The 20199-nt window shown below is 63.4% G+C and carries 14 protein-coding genes; 9 read left to right on the top strand and 5 right to left on the bottom strand.

Going from position 1 to position 20199, the window contains the following annotated elements; translation table 11 throughout:
* Positions 1–131 precede the first annotated feature (131 nt).
* Positions 132–2240: a DNA topoisomerase IV subunit B gene (locus tag LDN82_RS08935; protein WP_224167080.1), complete on the top strand. Its 2109-nt coding sequence runs from the start codon at positions 132–134 to the stop codon at positions 2238–2240.
* Between the two features lie 18 nt (positions 2241–2258).
* On the opposite strand, the gene LDN82_RS08940 is transcribed toward LDN82_RS08935, so the two are convergent.
* On the bottom strand, positions 2259–3506 hold the full coding sequence (locus tag LDN82_RS08940) for an MFS transporter (RefSeq protein WP_224167081.1): 1248 nt from the start codon (positions 3504–3506) through the stop codon (positions 2259–2261).
* A gap of 34 nt (positions 3507–3540) precedes the next feature.
* Here LDN82_RS08940 and LDN82_RS08945 point away from each other — a divergent pair, with 34 nt between their 5' ends.
* Positions 3541–4077, top strand: coding sequence for a Chromate resistance protein ChrB (locus tag LDN82_RS08945; RefSeq protein ID WP_224167082.1), 537 nt, complete (start codon positions 3541–3543; stop codon positions 4075–4077).
* A gap of 52 nt (positions 4078–4129) precedes the next feature.
* On the opposite strand, the gene LDN82_RS08950 is transcribed toward LDN82_RS08945, so the two are convergent.
* A complete protein-coding gene (locus LDN82_RS08950; RefSeq protein ID WP_224089597.1) occupies positions 4130–5131 on the bottom strand; it encodes a M56 family metallopeptidase in 1002 nt (333 codons plus the stop codon).
* A gap of 5 nt (positions 5132–5136) precedes the next feature.
* Positions 5137–5523 carry a BlaI/MecI/CopY family transcriptional regulator gene (locus LDN82_RS08955; RefSeq protein ID WP_189016115.1) on the bottom strand — a complete coding sequence of 129 codons (387 nt, stop codon included), beginning with the start codon at positions 5521–5523 and terminating at the stop codon, positions 5137–5139.
* Positions 5524–5803: 280 nt separating this feature from the next.
* Between LDN82_RS08955 and LDN82_RS08960 the strand changes: the two genes are divergently transcribed.
* The 4 genes from LDN82_RS08960 to LDN82_RS08975 are packed head-to-tail and all read left to right on the top strand — an operon-like array spanning position 5804 to position 12969.
* A complete protein-coding gene (locus LDN82_RS08960) occupies positions 5804–7399 on the top strand; it encodes a cytochrome ubiquinol oxidase subunit I (protein WP_224167083.1) in 1596 nt (531 codons plus the stop codon).
* Between the two features lie 16 nt (positions 7400–7415).
* Complete coding sequence (gene cydB / locus LDN82_RS08965; protein ID WP_224167084.1) at positions 7416–8492, top strand: cytochrome d ubiquinol oxidase subunit II; 1077 nt, start codon at positions 7416–7418, stop codon at positions 8490–8492.
* A 7-nt stretch (positions 8493–8499) separates the two neighbouring features.
* The gene (gene cydD, locus LDN82_RS08970) at positions 8500–11937 is read left to right on the top strand and encodes a thiol reductant ABC exporter subunit CydD (RefSeq protein WP_224167085.1); all 3438 of its coding nucleotides are present in this window, start codon (positions 8500–8502) and stop codon (positions 11935–11937) included.
* 9 nt (positions 11938–11946) lie between these two features.
* Complete coding sequence (locus LDN82_RS08975; RefSeq protein WP_224167086.1) at positions 11947–12969, top strand: GNAT family N-acetyltransferase; 1023 nt, start codon at positions 11947–11949, stop codon at positions 12967–12969.
* Between the two features lie 10 nt (positions 12970–12979).
* Here the strand turns inward: LDN82_RS08975 and LDN82_RS08980 are convergent, their stop codons facing one another.
* Complete coding sequence (locus LDN82_RS08980) at positions 12980–13498, bottom strand: DinB family protein (protein WP_224089607.1); 519 nt, start codon at positions 13496–13498, stop codon at positions 12980–12982.
* Between the two features lie 128 nt (positions 13499–13626).
* Between LDN82_RS08980 and LDN82_RS08985 the strand changes: the two genes are divergently transcribed.
* Positions 13627–14010, top strand: a complete 384-nt coding sequence (locus tag LDN82_RS08985) for a VOC family protein (protein ID WP_224089609.1) — start codon at positions 13627–13629, stop codon at positions 14008–14010.
* Between the two features lie 113 nt (positions 14011–14123).
* On the opposite strand, the gene LDN82_RS08990 is transcribed toward LDN82_RS08985, so the two are convergent.
* Entirely contained in the window at positions 14124–16649 is a 2526-nt protein-coding gene (locus LDN82_RS08990) for a DNA topoisomerase IV subunit A (protein WP_224167087.1), read from the bottom strand.
* A gap of 54 nt (positions 16650–16703) precedes the next feature.
* Between LDN82_RS08990 and LDN82_RS08995 the strand changes: the two genes are divergently transcribed.
* The gene (locus LDN82_RS08995) at positions 16704–19391 is read left to right on the top strand and encodes a bifunctional GNAT family N-acetyltransferase/acetate--CoA ligase family protein (RefSeq protein WP_224167088.1); all 2688 of its coding nucleotides are present in this window, start codon (positions 16704–16706) and stop codon (positions 19389–19391) included.
* An 81-nt stretch (positions 19392–19472) separates the two neighbouring features.
* The gene (locus LDN82_RS09000; RefSeq protein ID WP_224089611.1) at positions 19473–20198 is read left to right on the top strand and encodes a DUF5998 family protein; all 726 of its coding nucleotides are present in this window, start codon (positions 19473–19475) and stop codon (positions 20196–20198) included.
* Position 20199: the final 1 nt, after the last annotated feature.

Here is a 20199-nt window from a genome sequence, read left to right on the forward strand (position 1 = left end):
TCACATGTGCGTAACGTAACGAAGTAGAATGCCGGTTTCCGGGAGTGGCAACCGGTGCCGATAGGGGACCGCGACTAGCCTAAGATGGGCAGTGTTTGCCTTGAGATATACCCCGAAGGAGCACACCGCGAGTGGCACCGAGTTCTGAATACAACGCCCGGCATCTATCCGTCCTCGAGGGCCTGGAGGCCGTTCGCAAGCGCCCGGGCATGTACATCGGTTCCACCGACTCCCGTGGCCTTATGCACTGCCTATGGGAGATCATCGACAACGCTGTTGATGAGGCCCTTGCGGGCTTCGGCCATGACATCAAAGTCATCCTGCATGCGGACAATTCGGTCGAAATCCATGACGACGGCAGGGGCATCCCTGTAGACGTCGAACCGAAGACGGGACTTTCCGGCGTCGAGGTTGTCTTCACGAAGCTGCACGCAGGCGGCAAGTTCGGCGGTGGTTCTTACACCGCCTCCGGTGGCCTCCATGGTGTGGGCGCCTCCGTGGTCAACGCGCTGTCCAGCCGGCTGGATGTCCAGGTCGACCGCGGCAGCAAGACGTACCAGATGTCCTTCCGCCGTGGCGAGCCGGGACGTTTCATTGATGCCGGCGCCAAGCCCAGCCCCAACGCGCCCTTCGAGCCGTTCGTCGAAGACTCTGTATTGGACGTGGTTGGCAAGGCCAAACGCGGGGTCACCGGCACCAGGGTGCGTTACTGGGCCGACCGCCAGATCTTCACGCCAGACGCCAGATTCTCTTACGATGACCTCGCCTCGCGCGCACGCCAGACGTCGTTCCTGGTCCCCGGGTTGAAGATCACTGTCCGCGACGAGCGCAAGCTCGCGGGCACCCCTGGCGAGAACGGTGTGCACGAGGAAGTCTTCCACCACGACGGCGGTATTTCGGAATTCGTGGAGTTCCTCGCGGCCGACTCCGGAGTCACTGACGTGTGGCGTCTCCATGGTTCGGGGAAGTTCAAGGAAACCGTCCCGGTTCTGGACGAGAACGGGCACAGCAAGATCGCCGAAGTTGAACGCGATTGCGAAGTCGATATCGCCTTGCGCTGGGGGATCGGTTACGAGACCACGATGCGCAGCTTCGTCAACATCATCGCCACGCCCAAGGGTGGCACGCACCAGGCGGGCTTCGAGGCAGCCCTGCTGAAAACCTTCCGCAAGGCAGTTGAAACGAATGCCAGGAAGCTGAAGGCAGGCAACGACAAAATCGAGAAAGACGACGTCCTGGCCGGCCTCACCGCTGTGCTCACCGTCCGCTTGGCCGAGCCACAGTTCGAAGGCCAGACCAAGGAAATCCTTGGCACGTCCGCTGTTCGCGCCATCGTCGCAAAGGTGGTCGAGCAGGAAATTTCCAGCAGGTTGTCCTCGGCCAACCGCAATGACAAAGCGCAGTCGGCGTTGTTGCTGGAAAAGATCGTTGCGGAGATGAAGTCGCGCATTTCGGCCAGAGTGCACAAGGAGACCCAGCGCCGGAAGAACGCACTGGAAACCTCCTCGATGCCCACCAAGCTTGCCGACTGCCGTACTGATGATGTGGCGCGATCCGAGCTCTTCATCGTTGAGGGTGATTCCGCCCTCGGTACCGCCAAGCTGGCCCGGTCTTCGGATTTCCAGGCCCTGCTTCCTATCCGGGGCAAGATCCTTAATGTCCAGAAGGCGTCGGTAGGGGACATGCTCTCCAACGCAGAATGTGCTGCACTTATCCAGGTTGTCGGCGCAGGCTCAGGCCGGAGTTTCGACCTTGATGCAGCGCGTTACGGCAAGGTCATCCTGATGACGGATGCCGACGTCGACGGCGCGCACATCCGCACGCTGCTGCTGACGCTCTTCTTCCGCTACATGCGGCCCATGGTCGAGGCGGGCCGGGTGTTCGCGGCAGTTCCGCCCCTGCACCGCGTGGAGGTCATCAACCCGGGGCAGAAGGCCAACGAGATGATCTATACGTACTCCGAGGCAGAACTGCATGTTCTCCTGGCCAACCTGGCCAAGGAAGGCAGGCGCTACAAGGAGCCCATCCAGCGTTACAAGGGCCTGGGCGAAATGGATGCACAGCAGCTCGCCGAGACCACCATGGACCCGCGTCACCGTACCCTTCGGAAGGTCGGCATCGACAGCGCCCAGCGTGCCGAAGAGGTTTTCGATCTCCTCATGGGCTCGGACGTCGCTCCCCGTAAGGAATTCATCATCGCAGGGGCAGCGACCCTGGACCGGGAACGCATCGACGCCTAGGAGACTGCGTAATAGCGTTCAGACCCGCGGTTTCCGGCCTGGCTTCGTGACGGAGCCGGAAGCCGCGGAAGCTGGTGCAGCAAAGGCCGCTGCTCCTACGGCCAGGGCCAGTGCTCCCAGGCCCCACGGGAGACCCGCCGCTACGGCAACCCCGCCCACCAACAATGGCCCGCCGGCGTCGCCGAGCTCCCGGCCAAGTTCAGCTGAACCCATCGTGCGGCCGAGGCGTTCGGCGGGAGTCGCATCGGCCAAGTGCGCGAAGGCCAGTGGGGTGGCAACGCCAATTCCCAAGCCGATAAAAATGGCAGCACAGTAGATCGGCATGGCGCGATAGATGGAAACGGCGCCGACCATGGCCAATGCCGCGGGAAGAAGGCCCGCGATGAGTACGCCAAGGACTATGGCCAGCAAACCGGTCACCATGCCGGGCCGGTCTGCCAGGACTCCGCGATCCCGCAATCGTCCGATCCTTGGCTGGACGAGGGATGACGCCACGGCCAATACCGTTACGACGGCGACACTGCCGGCGGTGCCCAGCCCTTCCCTTGCCGCCAGCGCAGGGAGGAAGCCTACTGCCGCCCCCAAGGCGCCGGTCGACGCAGCCAGCACCACGGTGGGTCCAAGGAATGATCGCTCGGTACTTTGCTTCCAGACATCAACGATGGTGTACCTGGGCCGGGGCAGGGGAGCCAGTCGCGGCACCGAGATGGCCGCCCAGACGGCTACTGCCAAGCCCAACAAGGAGAGGATGAGGAAGAGCAGGCTGAATCCGCCTGCGATGATCGCGACAGCTCCCAAAAGGGGACCGATCGCGTAGCCAAGACCTTTCCATGAGCCGTAACGGCCAAAGTAGCGCCCGGTATGTTTGCCTGCCAGTCTGGCAACGCCGACAGAAGATGCCGGCGAGAATGCCGAGGCAGCCATGCCTTGGCCAAGACGCGCTGCGGCCAGCATGAAGGGTTCATCGGCCCACAGTCCGATCAGGGACGCACCGGAGAAGGCGAGGAGCCCTCCGATGATCACGGGTTTGGGCCCGATGCGGTCGCTGACAGCCCCAAACACGGGCTTGAGGAAGACTTCCGCGATGTCGTACAGGGCCAACAGGATGCCCAGGCCAAGCAGGCTCAAGCCGATGTCCGCACTTTCGGCGCCAAGTCCGGCGGCTACTGCGTGGGCTCCAAATGCGGTGGTGAAGCCGGCCGCATAGAGGGGCCATCGGCGGCTGGGGGAGATATCTGCACTCAAGCGTGACTTGTGGTCGTTCACGCTTCTCAATGTAACAGCTGCTACATTCAATCTTGTGACTGATGACGAATTGGGATGGTTGCTGATCCTGGTCCACGTGCCATCCCAACCCTCCAAGCACCGTGTTGCCGTGTGGCGGGAGCTTCGGCGGACCGGGGCGGTTCCGTTGTCCCCCGGGACATGGCTGGTTCCGGCCCACCCCGCTTTTGACGCCGGCCTGGCCAAAGCCCGTTCCCTTGTTGCCAAAAGCGAGGGCAAGTGGACCTTGATAGATGCTTCGCCTCGTGATGGCGCGGACACCTTCCGGGCGGCGTTTGAGATGGCCCGCGCCGAGGAGTGGGCGGAATTCATTGCGGATTGCGCGAAGTTTGAGCAGGAGATAGCCAAGGAGATTGCGCGGAAGAAGTTCACGTTCGCAGAGTTGGAGGAGGAAGAACAAAGCCTGGAGCGCTTGCGACGTTGGTATCGCGGGTTGAAATCCAGGGATGTACTACGACTCCCGCAAGCCAGTGAAGCTTCAGAGCGCCTGGCCCGCTGCGTGACCGCCTTGGAGGAGTATTCGTCCTTGGTCTATGACGCCACTCTTCCCTAAAGGATCAGCACGTTCCACGGGCAACTTTCGGCCTTAGCCAAGCCAAGGGATTCTAGCCGAGCAACCCGGGGACAATGAGGAGCCCTGTGGGTACGGCGAGGAGCAAGGCTGAGGTGGCCAGGACCAGGGCGCGAAGAGCGGTGGCGAGTGGGGGCTGTGGCGAGAGCAGGCGGCTGACGCGTGACGCCGTCGTGCGCGGTGAATCTGCCCCGCCGGTGGCGCTGATGCTGCCGCCCTCGACGACGGCGCCTCCGCCGCTGAGGGCACGCGGGCTGAGTGAATGGCCGCCCGGCTCTGGCGTTGAGGACCCGCTGGAGACTATGGCGATGGCCTTGATCAGCGTGCCTTTGCTTTCGGTCCTGAGCGCGACGTCGTCCGCCAGCATTTCGATCAGGGAGTTCACGGCTGTTTGGGCAAGCCGTGTGGTGGGGAACCAGGGGAGTGCCTGCCGCCATGCAGCGAACGCCCAGAGCAGGAGATCGTGACGCTGCGACAGGTGGGCGTTTTCATGGATGAGCACCGCCCGCAGTTCTGCAGGTTCCAGTGCAGCCATGAGGCCGTCGGACAAGACTGTCACCGAACGTGCGCCGCCGGGCAGGCAGTAAGCCACAGGGGAGTCGTGGTTGATCACTACGGTGCCAGGGCCGTCGTCGGAGGGCGATGCCAGAAGCGTGAGCAGTTCGCGGTGTCGCCTGCGTTGCCGTTCAATCTTGTAGTAAGTCAAAAGCAGCGTGAACACCAAGTGCGCCGTCAGGAGTGCGGCCGCGGAGAGGGCAAAAAGGTGCCAGAAGCCAAGCGCGGTGGTTGGCTCGTTGTTGAAAACCATTCCCGCCAGGCTCCTGAGCCCCGCGATCAGGTTGTCGCCGATCGGTTCCAGTCCGTAGACGAGCATGGCGCCGATCATGGACAAACCACCCGCGAGGGCAATCGCCTGCCACAGGACCATGGCCGTGAAAGGGGACCGGGCAGGCCATTGCGCACGCGAGAGAAGAACGGGTACCGGCCACGCCAGTATCAATGCCAGGACCGCCAGGAAGTATGAGGTCCAGAACATACTGGCTAATTGTAGCCGAGCAGTTTGCGCAGGGTAGCGGCTTCACTTTCGGAGACGGAGCCAATGAAGCGGGCCAGGACCGCTTCGCGGTCGGGAGCCGAGCCAAGGACTTCGTGCATCAGTTCCGCAGTATGGTCAGCGCGGCTCGAAACAGCCTGGTAACGGTGCGGCCGGGTTCCGCGTTCGCGTTCCACCAGGCCCTTCTTCTCCAGCCTGGAGAGCACGGTCAGGACTGTGGTCACTGCCAGGTCTTTGCCCTGGTGTCCTGCTGTGCCGTCGCCGGCTTCGGAGTCCTGCGCGAGAAGATCACGCAGAGTGTTGGCAGTTGCAGCCTCTTGGCCCGCCCAGAGCAGGTCCATCACTGCCCGTTCCAGTTCCCCAAGACTCGCCATCAATACGTCCCTACCTTCCGCGTCCCGGTGGCATAAGCCGCAACCCGGGAGCGATGATCCAACATTCCACAATAAATCTACCGCTTTTCAGCCCTTCATTCTACGTGAGGTAGAACTATCGGCGCGCCGCGGATGCCGATTCACCCTTGCAGGTGCGTAACGCCACTTGAAGAATGGGCATGTGGCTGGGCTATTTGTTCTACACTGTGTAGAAGAATAGATTTCTACACAACGTAGAAGTAAGTACACCGCACTTCGGGCCGCCGGACAAAGGACAGCCATGGACGCCTTGGAAATCGCACGCTGGCAATTCGGGATCACCACCGTCTATCACTTCATGATGGTGCCCCTTACTATCGGCCTCGGCCTGGTGGTGGCCGTGATCCAGACCCTGTGGTACCGCACGGGAAAGCCGGAGTATCTCCGGATGACCAAGTTCTGGGGCAAGCTCTTCCTCATCAACTTCATCATGGGTGTGGCAACCGGCATCGTTCAGGAATTCCAATTCGGCATGGCCTGGAGCGAATACAGCCGGTTCGTTGGCGATGTCTTTGGTGCACCGCTGGCCCTCGAAGCCCTTCTCGCCTTCTTCGTCGAGTCCACCTTCCTTGGGCTCTGGATCTTCGGCTGGAAGCAACTGAAGCGCGGTGTCCACCTGGCATGCCTATGGATTGCCGTGATTGGTTCCGTCTTCTCCGCCTACTTCATCATCGTGGCCAATTCGTGGATGCAGCACCCGGTGGGCGTTGAGATGGTGGACGGCCGGCCCGTCATGACGGACGCCTGGGCGGTCTTCACCAACAACACTGCATTGGTTGCCGTACCGCACACCCTCTTCGGTGCCCTTGGTGTTGCCGGGGCTTTCCTGCTCGGCATCGCCTGGTATCACCTGTGGCGCCGCCGCCATGACGGCATTGACGTGGTTGGCGCGGACGGCCGGCTGGTCGCAGGCGAGGCCGACGTCCCGGGCCGCGACAAGGGCGACTACACCGTATGGATGCGTTCCCTCCGGATCGGCGCCGTGGTGGCGATGATCTCCTTTGCCGGCACCGCCCTCACGGGAGACCTGCAAGGCAAGCTCATGTTCGAACAGCAGCCCATGAAAATGGCTGCAGCGGAGGCAGCGTGCCACGATGGCACCGGGTTTTCCGTACTGAGCGTCGGCAACCTGGGTGCCAAGAACTGCGACGACATCGTGGCGGTCATCGAAGTGCCCGGGATCCTTTCCTTCCTCGCCAAGGGCGACTTCACCACCGAGGTGAAGGGCGTGAACAGCCTGCTTGGGGAGTACAAGGAGAAGTACGGCACGCACTTGCCGGACAACCCGCTGTACGGCGACCGCGCCGGCCAGGAAATCCAGTACGTGCCCGTCATGGAGGTCACCTACTGGGGCTTCCGGATGATGATCGGCTTCGGGGGCGTCGCCGCCTTGGCCGCGTTGATAGCCCTGTGGGTCACCCGCAAGGGCGTCGTCCCTGGGTCAAAGTGGCTCATGCGCCTTGCCGTCTTCGGAATCCTGGCACCGTTCGGGGCCAACGCCGCCGGCTGGATCTTCACGGAGATGGGCAGGCAACCCTTCGTCGTAGCCCCAAACCCTGACATGAACGGCATTGACCAGGTCTTCATGTTCACCGCCGCTGCCGTTTCACCCGGTGTCAGTGCCGGCGAGCTCATGACCTCCCTGGTTGTCCTGACCGCAATCTACGCCGTCCTGCTGGTGGTGGAAGTCAAGCTCCTGGTCAAGTACGTCCGTGGTGGTGTTGCCTCAGCCATGCCCGAACTTGCGCACGGCCAGGAGAAGCAGCCCCGCGACAAGAACGACGACGGCGCACCCGGCCCCGACAAAGCCGACGACGTCCTGGCGTTCGCCTACTAGAACAGAGGAATAGACAATGGACTTGTTGCCAACCATCTGGTTCGTGGCCATCGCAGTACTGTGGACCGGCTATCTCTTCCTTGAGGGCTTTGATCTCGGGGTAGGCATGCTCATGAAGCTGTTTGCGCGTAACAACACGGACAGGCGCGTACTGCTCAATACCATCGGCCCTGTCTGGGACGGCAACGAAGTTTGGCTTCTCACCGCAGCCGGAGCCACGTTCGCAGCTTTCCCCCTCTGGTACGCCTCCTTGTTCTCGGCGCTCTACCTACCGCTCCTGTGCGTCCTGGTGGCGTTGATCTTCAGGGCAGTTGCCTTCGAATACCGGGGCAAGGTGGACACTGAACGCTGGCGCACTACGTGGGACTGGGCAATCGCCGTTGGATCCTTCGTGGCGGCCTTTGGCATCGGCGCAGCGCTGGCGCTCACCACCACGGGGTTGCCGCTGGACGCCAACGGGGACCGAAGCGGTGGACCGTTCGCCTGGTTCAGCGGTTACGCTCTCCTGGGCGGTTTCGGTGTTGTCGCCTTCGCCTTGGTTCATGCCCTGGCCTTCCTGGCGTTGAAGACCGACGGCGAGGTGCGGCTGCGTGCCCGCCGCTGGTTTGTGCGGCTGGTGCCGGTTGCCGTCCTGCCCATGCTCGCCTGGATGGTTGCAGTGCAGTTCCTGAGCGGCAAAGCCTGGACCTGGGTCATTGTGGTGGCTGGAGTCGCGGCAGTTGTTTTGGCCTGGCAGTGGGCCCGCAACGGTTCCGAGGGCCGGGCGTTCGCCGCGATCGGAGCTTTCGTGCTGTGCGCCACGGCATCGATCTTCGGGGCCGCGTTCCCGGTAGTTATCCCCTCAACCATGGATCCCGCGTTCAGCCTGACTATTTCCAATGCTTCCTCCTCCGACTACACGCTGGGCCTGATGAGCATCGTGGCGGCGGTCGGCCTTCCCTTGGTTATCGCCTACCAGGCCTGGACATACTGGGTGTTCCGGCGCCGTGTCAGCGCAGCGCACATTCCCCAAGCCCACGGTTTCCTTCCGGCCATCGCCGCCAAGGTGCTGGTTGCCAAGGAAAACACCGGCCCTTCCAACCCGGGAGCATAGCCGCGCCATGAAGCCCGTGTTCCCCTCCGGCCCGGCCACTCGATCCGCCCTCTACGGAATAGGCCTGCTCTCAGCCCTCAAGGCACTTTCGCTGGTTCTCATGGCGCAGGCTGTGGCGGGTGCGCTGGCCGGGTTGGCCGGAAGTCCGTCCGATTGGGCCAGCGGGCTGGTGTGGGGCGCCGTCGGCGCGGTGCTGCGGTCCCTGGCTGTCTGGGGCCAGGGCGTTGCGTCGCGGCGTGCCGCGCTGGGGGTCAAGGAGGAACTGCGGGCGCAGCTCCTCAAACGCTCACTGGCCGAGGGCGGTACAACGGCGGTTGAGGGCACGAACGACGGCGGGCTGGCTATCCTCGCCACACGGGGCCTGGACGCACTGGATGACTACTACATCCAATACCTGCCGGCCCTGGTGAACTGCGCCACCGTTCCGCTGCTCATCGGTGCCCGGATTCTGTTTGCCGACTGGGTAAGCGCCGTGGTCATCGTATTGACCGTTCCCTTGGTGCCGCTGTTCATGATCCTGATAGGCCGCCACACGGAAGACAGCGTCAGGGACGCCCAAACCACGCTGCGCAGATTGTCCGGGCACATCCTTGAACTTGCCAAGGGCCTGCCTGTGCTGGTGGGTTTGGGACGGGCCAGCGAGCAACGCGCAGCACTTGAGGACATTTCCGAGCAATACCGCAGCCGAACCATGGTCACGCTCCGGACGGCATTCCTCTCCGCCCTTGCCCTGGAACTCATAGCAACCATCTCGGTGGCTGTCGTAGCGGTCTTCATCGGCGTGCGGCTGGTTGCCGGAGACATGGCCCTGGAAGCCGGGCTTCTGGCACTGATCCTTGCTCCTGACTGCTACTTGCCCCTGCGTGAACTCGGTACCGCCCACCATGCCAGCGATGACGGCAGGGCAGCCTTGGAAACTGCCAACACCGTATTGAAGGCGCCCACGCACCATCGTCTTATCGATACCGATACCGAGCTACTTGCCGAGAACCAGGCCTCCCGGGCCGGGCTGGCTGACATTGTGGTCGCAGGCCTCACGGTGACCTACACCGGACGGTCCGCACCCGCCGTCGAGCGTTTGGACTTTACCGCCCCGGCAGGCTCCGTTACGGCGCTGGACGGAGACAGCGGCGCCGGAAAAAGCACAATCCTGGGTGTCCTCGCGGGCCTTATCGGGCCTGGCCCCGGCGCATCCGTGACCGGTACGGTAACTGGCGTATCAACGGATACCGTGGCCTGGGTACCGCAACACCCTGTGATGGTGGCCGACACCGTGCAGGAGGAGATGGAGCTGTACCTTGGCGGGGAAGGGACAGCGGATACTGTAGTCAACATCCTGCGGAGAGTCTCGGCTGACCACCTCGCCGCCAAGCACCCTGCCGAGCTCAGCCCGGGGGAGTTGCGCCGGGTGGCTCTTGCGCGGGGTCTTGCCCGGCTCGAGTCCGGTGCCACCGTGCTGCTCCTGGACGAGCCCACCGCACATTTGGACCACTACTCAGCCAGCGTTGTCCGCTCGGCCATCACGTCCCTTCGAGGCTCTGCCACCGTGATACTGATAGCACACGACTCCGGCACCAGGGCGCTCGCCGACCATGTAGTCCGGGTGGAGCACTTACCTGCAGCGAAGCGGCCCGCCGCCGTGGCGGAACCAGGTGCTGCCTCTACCGCCGCCGTTGTTTCAACCCCCGCCTACCAGTCCGCCTCTGCTGTCAAAGCCGGGGCGAACGCACCCAATCCGGAAGCGCAGAACGCGGCGCTCCACACATCCTTGAACCAGGGATGGCTTCCCAACGTGCAACGCCTCGCGCTGGTCCTCCGGCCGGTCCAGGCCAAGTTCGCCGCGGCGGGCGTGGTCGGAGTCCTCGCCGCACTTTTCGCAGTCGCCCTTTCCGGCCTGTCCGGCTGGCTCATCATCCGGGCCAGCGAGCAGCCACCCATCCTCTACCTCCTGGGAGCGATCGTTGGTGTGCGTTTCTTCGGCATCGGCAGGGCCGTCCTTCGCTACTGCGAGCGGCTCCTGACCCACGACGCCATCTTTGCTGCGATGACACGCCTGCGCGGGGCGCTCTGGGCCGCGCTGAGCCGCCGTGCACTCTCACTTCGCCGGCTTTTGCAGGGCGGCAACGTCCTGGGCTCGATCGTGGACGACGTTGACACACTCAGGGACCTCCTCCCAAGGGTCGCCCTCCCTCCGTTAACTGCCTTGGGCGTAGGCGCTGCGGCCATCACTGCAACTGCCATGGTGTTGCCCGTTGCCGTGACCGCCGTTGCCTCTTCCACCTTGGTGGGACTCATTGTTGCGCCGCTCTTTGCCGTACTTGCTGACCGGAACGCTGCCAAGGCAGAGCAACAGCTGCGCTCGGTGGTGCTCCGCGGTGTTGCGGCCGCCCTCGATGCCCGCGCCGAACTAACCGCCAACGGCGTGGCCGGACGCATCCTGACCGCACTCAGCGACAAGGACCGTGCCGCTACTGTTTCGGCGCAACGTTCTGCCTGGGCCGAAGGTCTCGGCCAGGCCGTCACCGTCCTCGCCTGCTCGCTCGCCGCCCTGTGGGCGGCGCTCCTGGGCGCTGAATCCGTTCAGGATGGTTCCGCCGCTCCTGCCTTGGTTGCCGTGATCGTGCTCATGCAACTGGCCCTCGTGGAGCCTTTTTCCGCAACCGTTTCCGCCGTCCGCCAAGGCCCTGCTCTCGCAGACATCCTGGGTCGCGTAGCAGCTACCGGGGCGTTGTCCGCCTCCGCCGATGCGGACAACGCAGATCACGACGCCAGTACGCACCCTTTGCCTGACCGCGAAGGCAAGGCGGGGCTGGAGTTGAACGGAATTGCGGCTGCATGGCCCGGTGGCCCCACGGTGTTCTCAAGGGTTACCGCTGAGGCAGTGCCAGGCCGATGGCTGGCAGTCACCGGCCCGTCGGGAGCCGGCAAATCAACGCTGCTTTCCGTCCTCCTTGGCTTCCTTCCCGTGAAGGAAGGCAGGGCCCTGCTCACGGGGACAGCGGCGTGGTGCCCGCAGGAAGCCCACCTCTTCGACTCCACCATCCGGGGCAATCTCCTCCTGGCGAGGCCCGCAGGGAAGAAGCCCAACGAACAGGAAATGCATGAGGCCCTGCGCGACGTGGGGCTTGACGTGTTGGTGGAGACTTTGCCCGAGGGGCTCGACACGCGTATTGGATCAGCCGGGGCATTCCTCAGCGGTGGTGAGCGGCAGCGCCTCGCCATGGCCAGGACACTCCTGACCGGCGCGCGGGTGCTGTTGCTGGATGAGCCTACGGCGCACCTGGACGCTGCTGCCGCTCGTGAAATGATGGCCACCCTTCGCCGGGGTTTGCGGAACGTCACGGTGGTCTTGGTGACACACAACCCGGAGGACATCGATCCAGCAGATGCCAAGCTGGAGCTCCCCAGCGCGGCGGGGCTGGTGAGAGTGCCTACTCCCCAGTAGCCTGTTGGCATGCCTTCTGAGGTTCCACCCCTGATCCAGCCCGATGCCAGCCAAACGGGCCTGCAGTGGCGGCCTGCCACAACTGCGGACCTTGACAACTGGGCGGAACTGATCGCCCGGACTGCCGCCGTCGAGCATCCCGTCTGGTTCGAAAAGCGTGGCGACCTTGTCCACGTCCTGGAGTCAACCAAAAATGATCCCGGGACCAACACGCTTCTGGGATTCGATGCGGATGGTATTGCCCGCGCGTACGGAAGAATCACAAAAAACCCCGAAGGGGACAAGGCCACAGGCATGGGCTGCGTAGACCCGGACTGGCAGCGCCGCGGCGTGGGGTCGGCTGTGCTCGCGTGGCAGGAAGCACAGACCCGGAGAAGGTTTGACGCCGACAACGCAGCAGGGCGCAGTACTGCGCGGCCCCGCCTCCGGATCCAAACGGAAGAACAACACCCGCACCAGGCGGCGGTGCTCCGGGCCAGGGGCTATGACGTTGTGCGCTGGTTCAACGAAATGCATCGGCCGTTGTCAGGGCCTGCTTCCATGCCTGCTCCAGCAGCACCGCTTGAGCCCGGACTGGAACTATCCACGTTTGACCCATCCCTGCACGAGGCTGTTCGCCTGGCCCACAACGATGCCTTCAGGGACCACTGGGGAAGCGAGCCACGCGACGAAGAGACCTGGCGGTTCACCGTTGAGGAACCCACGGCAAGGCATGATTGGAGCGCCGTAGTGGTTGACGCCGCCACGGGTGAAGTGGCTGGATATCAGCTGGCCAGCCATGATCCCGACTCAGCAGCCGTCCGCGGCTTCAAGGAGGGCTACACCGAGCTGCTTGGAGTCCGGCGGGCCTATCGCGGCCGGGGAATAGCGCAAGCACTGCTGGCAGACGCCCTTCGGCGATTCACCGCCGCCGGGATGGACATTGCATCCCTGGACGTCGATTCTGCAAATCCGACCGGGGCCCTGGCACTCTACCTCGGCATGGGATACAGCCCGGTGAACCGGAGCATGACGTGGGAAAAGACGCTATAGCCAGGCGCGCCTAGCCGTCAACGTCGTGGAGGTGATGGACAACATCATGCAGGAAGTACTGCGAGAACGTGAGCACGGTGAATTCAGAACCGTTGCTTCGCCGCCCTGTACGCTGCCATTCATCCTGCACCACCCGTGCGAAGGACTCAGCGATCTGCTCCCCTTCCGCGATCAACTCGTCAGCGACGGTGCGGGGGTCCGAACGTCCATATTCGCCATCGATGGCCGCTTGGTCCTGGTCCCAATTGGCAAATTCGGCGTTGTCATCACTCAGCATCAGGTTCAGCCTCTTATCGAAAAGGCTGAAGACATCTCGCACGTGGCATGCATATTCCAAGGGCGACCACGTGTGATCATTCGGGCGTACCGCGACGTCCTCGCGGCGCAGAACGGCGCGCCACCTCGGAAGCATGTTGAGCACAGTGCCCGGGACCGTGGACGGCGTCACGGTGGAGGCGTCAAAGCCGCATTCGGGGCAGGGCTTTGAAAGCACCCACGTCCAGTCTTTTTCGTCAGGGATGATCGGCATGCCGCCAGTCTAAGGGGTCTCCGCCGGCAATCTCAGGCAAGGGCTAAAACCTGCGTCTGTTTGCCACTGACTTCGTTGCCGCCCAGGAGTAAAGTTCGCTCCGGGGAGAGAGTCGGAAAGAGAAAAACATGCTCAAGGATCAGCAAGTGGGTGCCGTTCTTCCGGCATCGGATATTGCCCGGGCCCGCGCTTACTACAGCGAGAAACTCGGACTCGAACCAGAAAATCCAGACGCCGACGACAACCTTCAGTACAGGTGCGGAGACGGGACCGGATTCTTCATCTACCAAACATCCAATGCAGGGACCGCCAAGAATACCCAGATGGGCTGGATGGTCAGTGACGTCGCCGCCACGATGGAGGAACTCCGCGGGAAGGGTGTCAAGTTCGAGGACTACGATTTCCCAGGCCTGAAGACTGAAAACGGCATTGCAACGATGCCGGACGGAACCGCAGCAGCCTGGTTCCTGGACTCAGAGGGAAACATTCTGAGCATCAACCAAAACGGCTAACCCAGCCGGACATGGCCTGACAGGGCAGCCTGCCAAGCCAGGGCAACAGGCAGGGCCGGCGGTCTGCAACCGCCGGCCCTGCTGTTGTTCCCTGCGCTATTTTCGGCGGTGGCCTACTCGGTGGACACAACCATTTCGTCCCAGGCCATGCTCGGCCCGATCGCCTCAACCGGCTGGGACAGCGGCACGCCGGAGCCGTCCCTGCGGCCGTGCTCGTGGGGCAGTGCCCTGGCTACACCGGCAGCCGATGACGCCTTTGCTGGTCCGTGCCCGGCCCACGCAAGGAGCAGCGTGTCTTCACCCTTGAGGAACCGGTGGACGCGGACGCCGCCGGTGGCCCGGCCCTTCGCGGGATACTCGTCGAAAGCCGTCACCTTCGCGGTTCCGGGCGCGGTGCCTGGCAGGGCGCCGTTGGTACCGGCAATGGTCACCACGACGGCGGCAGGATCGTCGGCGCGCACGGTGCCGAAGTGAATCACCTCGTCGCCAGCGGCGAGCTTGATCCCCGCCATACCGCCCGCCGTTCGTCCCTGCGGACGCACGTTGGACGCACTGAACCGCAGCAATTGGGCCTGCTTTGTCACGAAGACGAGTTCGACGTCGTCCTCCTGCGCGGGTTCCACGGCCAGAACGGTGTCCTTGTCCTTGAGCGAAATGATTTCCCAGTCCTCACGGTTCAGCGGATACTCCGGCTGAACACGCTTCACTACGCCCTGCACGGTACCAACGGCAAGAATGGCATCCAGCGGAACCAACGCAACCAACGTCTCGCCCTTGACCAGAGTGATGAAGTCCTTGGCCGGCACTCCACCGGCCAGGTTTGGAAGGCCGCCGACAGGGGGCAAGGCGGGCATATCCATGACCTGCAGGCGCAACATCCGGCCCAGGGAAGTGACGGCGCCGATCTCACCACGGGCCGTGGTCTTCACCACTGAACGGAAGACGTCGTGCTTCGCCCGCGGACCAGCCTCGGCCAGCGGTTCCTGGTTGGTTGTCCGTGCGATCTGTCCCGACACGCTGAGGAGGGCCCAGCAGGGGTCGTCCGGGATTTCCAACGGAAGGGCCGCGGCCTTGCCCTTGGGTCCAGGTACCGCAGCGGCAAGGGCTGCGGCGACAGTGGGGGAGACTGCCTCGGACTCCAGGAGCACGGTGCGCCGGGGAGTACCGTACTTCGTGGCGATTTCGGCCAGCTCACCCGAAACGAGGTCGCGGAGCAGCTCGTCGGAGCCAAGGATGGCCTCCAGGGCTTCGATCTCGCGGCGCAGCTCGTCCTGCTCCTTCTCCAATTCAAGGCGGGAGTACTTGGTCAGCTGCCGCAGGCGCAGTTCCAGGATGTAGTTGGCCTGGATTTCGGTGAGGTCATAGATGGACATCAGCCGCTCACGGGCTGCGGAAGCTTCATCAGAGGAACGAATGATCTGGATGACTTCGTCGATATCGACGATCGCGATCAGCAGGCCTTCCACCAGGTGCAGGCGGTCCTTCTTCTTGCCCAGCCGGAAAGCCGTCCGACGTCGAACCACATTGAGACGGTGGTCCACGTAAACCTGCAGGAGCTGCAGCAGGCCAAGAGTCTGCGGCTGGCCGTCAACCAAGGTGACATTGTTGATGCCGAACGAATCTTCCATGGGCGAATAGCGGTACAGCTGCTGAAGGACGGCGTTGGGGTTGAAGCCGTTCTTCAGCTCAATGACCAGACGCAGGCCATGGTTGCGGTCCGTGAGGTCCACGACGTCGCTGATGCCGGTCAACTTCTTGGCGTTGACGGCGTCCTTGATCTTTTCGATGACCTTTTCCGGGCCAACCATGTAAGGCAGCTCGGTCACCACCAGGCCGGTCCGGCGGGCAGACAGCTGCTCCACTTCCACCTTGGCGCGCGTCTTGAAGGAACCGCGGCCCGTGGCATAGGCATCGCGGATGCCGTCCAGGCCCACGATGCGGCCACCCGTGGGAAGGTCCGGGCCCGGGACGTACTTCATGATGTCATCCAGAGTGGCGTCCGGATTCGCGATCAGATGGCGTGCGGCGGCAATGACCTCAACGAGGTTGTGCGGAGCCATGTTCGTTGCCATGCCGACTGCAATGCCCGTAGTGCCGTTGACCAACAGGTTGGGAAACGCTGCAGGAAGGACGTCAGGCTGGGTCAACTGGTTGTCGTAGTTGGGGACGAAATCCACAACGTCTTCGTCGAGGTGGTCCGTCATGGTCAGCGCAGCCGCTGCCAGGCGCGCCTCGGTGTAACGCGGGGCGGCAGGACCGTCGTCGAGCGATCCAAAGTTGCCGTGGCCATCGATCAACGGCAGGCGCAGGGAAAAGTCCTGGGCCATGCGGACCATGGCGTCATAGATCGCGGCATCGCCATGCGGATGGAGTTTTCCCATGACTTCGCCCACGACGCGCGCACTCTTGACGTGGCCCCGGTCCGGGCGCAAGCCCATGTCCGCCATCATGTAGAGGATGCGGCGCTGAACCGGTTTGAGGCCATCACGTGCGTCAGGAAGGGCTCGCGAATAGATCACCGAGTAGGCGTACTCCAGGAAGGAGCCCTCCATCTCGGAAGTGACGTCGATGTCGACGATGTTCTCGGTGAAATCGCCGAGAGGCTCGCCTTTGCGTGCGGGAGTTTGGCTGCGGGCCATGGGGTCGGTGGATCCTTAAAGATGTACTGCGGATGTTTTAGCTAGGCTAAGCCTATGGTGGATCAGCCCGGCGTCGGCATTTATCCGGAATATTGGGAGGCCGATGTCGTCCTGCGTGACGGCGGGACAGCCCATCTCCGCCCCATCCGCCCCCAGGACGCAGATGCCCTGCAGGCCTTCCACGCCGGTCAATCCCAGGCTTCCATCTACATGCGGTTTTTCTCCTTCAAGCCCAAACTGTCCGGAAAAGAAGTGCGGCGCTTCACTGAAGTCGACCATGTGAACCGGGTGGCGTTCGTCATCACGATCGGTGGCGAAATCATGGGAGTGGGCCGCTACGACCGGCTGGAGGACCCCGACGAAGCCGAGGTGGCCTTCAACATTTCAGACGCCCATCAAGGCCGCGGCATTGGCTCAATCCTCCTGGAGCATCTAGCCGCAGCCGCCCGCGAGAACGGTATTCGTCGGTTCATCGCCGAGGTCCTGCCCGAAAACCGCAAGATGCTCATGGTGTTCGCCGATGCCGGCTATGACCTCAAGCGCGGGTTTGACGACGGCGTTGTGAGCGTCGAGTTCAATATCGACCCCACCGAAAAATCGCGGGCGGTGATGGAGTCCCGCGAACACCGTGCAGAGGCCCGCAGCGTGCGCGACCTGCTGGCGCCGTCGTCGGTGGCGGTGATCGGTGCCAGCCGCAAATGGGGGACAGTAGGCTACCAACTCCTGGAACACATTATTGAGGGTGGCTTTGAAGGCCCGGTCTATGCGGTGAACCCGGAGGCCTTCGAGCTCGCTGGCATGATCTCCTTTGCCCGCTTATCGGAAATCCCCGGGCCCGTTCAACTGGCGATCATCGCAGTGCCTTACGAGGAAGTGCCCAAAGTAGTGGACGACTGCGCAGCAGCAGGCGTCAAGGGCATCGTGGTGGCAACCGCCGGATTTGCCGACGACGGCGAAAGGGGCCTCGCGCGCCAGCACGAATTGGTGCGGCGCGCCCGGGCCAATGGCATGCGGGTTATCGGGCCGGAGTCACTGGGAATACTGAACACCCATCCAGCCGTATCCCTCAACGCCTCCATGGCGCCGAGCATGCCGCCCCGAGGAGGCCTGGGCCTTTTCAGCCAGTCAGCGGCCGTGGGCGTGGCCGTCTACGCCGCGGCCAGGCGGCGCCGGTTGGGCCTGTCCACATTTCTCTCCGCCGGGAACCGCGCAGATGTCTCGGGCAACGACGCCATGCAGTACTGGGAGGACGACGCCGATACTTCCGCCGTAGGGCTCTACCTGGAGTCAATCGGGAATCCCCGTAAATTCTCCCGGCTTGCCCGCAGGTTGTCCCGGAGCAAACCGGTGATCGTCGCCAAATCCGACGTCACGGGCCTCCGCCTTCCGCCCGGACATGAAGTCCGGACCACCCAAGCACCCGCCGCAGCAGTGGACGCAATGATGAGGCAGGCAGGGGTCATCAGGGTGGGAACCATTGAGCAATTGATGGACATCGCCCAGATCGTCTCCTCCCAGGCATTGCCCGCAGGCCCCGGCCTGGCTGTCTACTCCAATTCAGTTGCCTTGGCGAAAGTCGTCGCTGACAGTGCCGGGCCCCTTGGGCTGGATGTCAACCGGTTGGTAACGGACGTCGACCTCGACGCCGGCATGTCAATCGCCCTTCCAGCGCTACGGGCAAGCCTGCAGGCAAGCCTCGCGGACGAATCCGTCAACGCCATCGTGGCCGCACTCCTGCCTGCACGCGGACTCACGGTAGAAGCGCTCGCCGGTGTCCTGGCCGAGTGTGCGGCGGAGGCCGGCAAGCCCGTGGTAGCTGTATTCACAGGCATTCTGGACCCCTCCATCCCCGTGGAAGGAATGGTAGGCGGCTCCGATGGTCCGTTACTGCCCTGCTATTCCAATGCAGGTGCCGCAGTCAGTGCCCTGGCCGCGATCGTCCGCTACGCCCAATGGCTGGATCGCGACCAAGGTCTTTTCGTCGAGCCCGGTGGCTGCGACGTCGAAGGGACCAAGGCAACACTGGCCAGGATGCTGACCGGCGTGACGGGCGAGAAACTCCGCAAGCTCGACGCCGGTGCTGCCGCGGAACTACTCGCCGGCTACGGTATCGCCGTGGTGCCGACAATCGGCTTCGGGACGCCGGAGGAAGCTGTTGAAGCAGCCGAACGCGTGGGCTGGCCAGTGGTTCTGAAGACCACTGACCCCACCCTGAGGCACCGCCTGGACCTGGGCGGCGTCCGGCTGGACATCCAGGATGCAGAGTCCTTGCTGCAGAACATCGCGCAAATGAACCGGGCACTGGAACCCTACGGTTCCCCGTCCCTCGAAGTCCAGGCAATGGCCCCGGTAGGCCAAGCGTGCACCTTCCGCGCAATGGAGGACCCCTTGCTGGGTCCAGTGGTTTCTTTCGGCTTGGCAGGGGACGCAGTGAATCTGCTGGACGATTGGGCACACCGGGTACCCCCGTTGTCCGCGGCAGACCTGCACGACCTCATCCGCTCACCGCGGGCTTCGAGGAAACTGTTCGGCTATCAGGGGCTCCCCGCCGTGGATGTTCCTGCTCTTGAGGACATCGCCGCCAGGCTGGCCAAACTCAAGGATGACCACCCCGGAATTGCCCTGGTGGAGTTCAACCCTGTGCTCGGAGGCCCTGAAGGTGCAACGATTCTGGGTGCCGATGTGTGGATCGGCAACGCGGCCAGGCGCACCGACAGCGCTCGCAGGGCAATGCGCGGCTAGGCGCTTCCTGCACGCCGGCGACAGGCCCAGTGGCCGGGCACGCAGTTAGGAAGTCCCCAGTGGATCTGTGAAAATGGGGGAATGAGCACCCAGTCTCCGACGCCTCAGTCCCGTCCGTCCAACGCCGGGCACCACAGCGCCCATAACCACAGCTTGCAGGGACAGAGCCTGGACCAGGCGCTGCAACAGGCTGGTTTCTATCCCCGGCTGGTGGCCGACGTCGTGGATGACGCCTTGGATGGCCGCGACTGCCTGTCACACCTGGTGCACCTTGAGACGCACTTCGATCGCGCCGAGGTTCGCCGCCACATCACAGTGCTGGTGCTCACCGAAGACATGCTGGTGATCACCCACGTTGACGATCAGCAACTGGATGAAGCCGGGGAGCAGATCGTCGCGCAGATTTCCACGGAGTCCGTACCCGTGGCACAGATCCGTTCCGTGGTCCTCAGCTACATGTATTCGCAGCCGCAGGACTACAAGCCGTCGGATCCCGTTCGGGAAATGACGGTGTCCATTGCCTGGTCCGGCGGGCAGCGCCTGGACATGGGCCCGGCAAGCTGCGGTGATCCACAGTGCGAAGCGGACCACGGCTACAGCGGAACCATTGCCCAGGAGGACATCGTCCTGCGCATCAGTGCCGAAGCGGACGGCCTCCAAGCGGTCCAGGATGCCAAGGTCTTCGCACGCGCCCTTCGTGCCGTGAACACGGCAAATCCCACACCCGTCCCACACACCGGCATCCCCGCGCCGCGGCCACGTTCGGGGGTCTTCAGCAACCGCTTGAGCCGCGGACACCAGCGTTGAG

Source organism: Arthrobacter sp. StoSoilA2, assembly GCF_019977195.1.
In the GTDB taxonomy this organism is placed as follows: Bacteria; Actinomycetota; Actinomycetes; order Actinomycetales; family Micrococcaceae; genus Arthrobacter.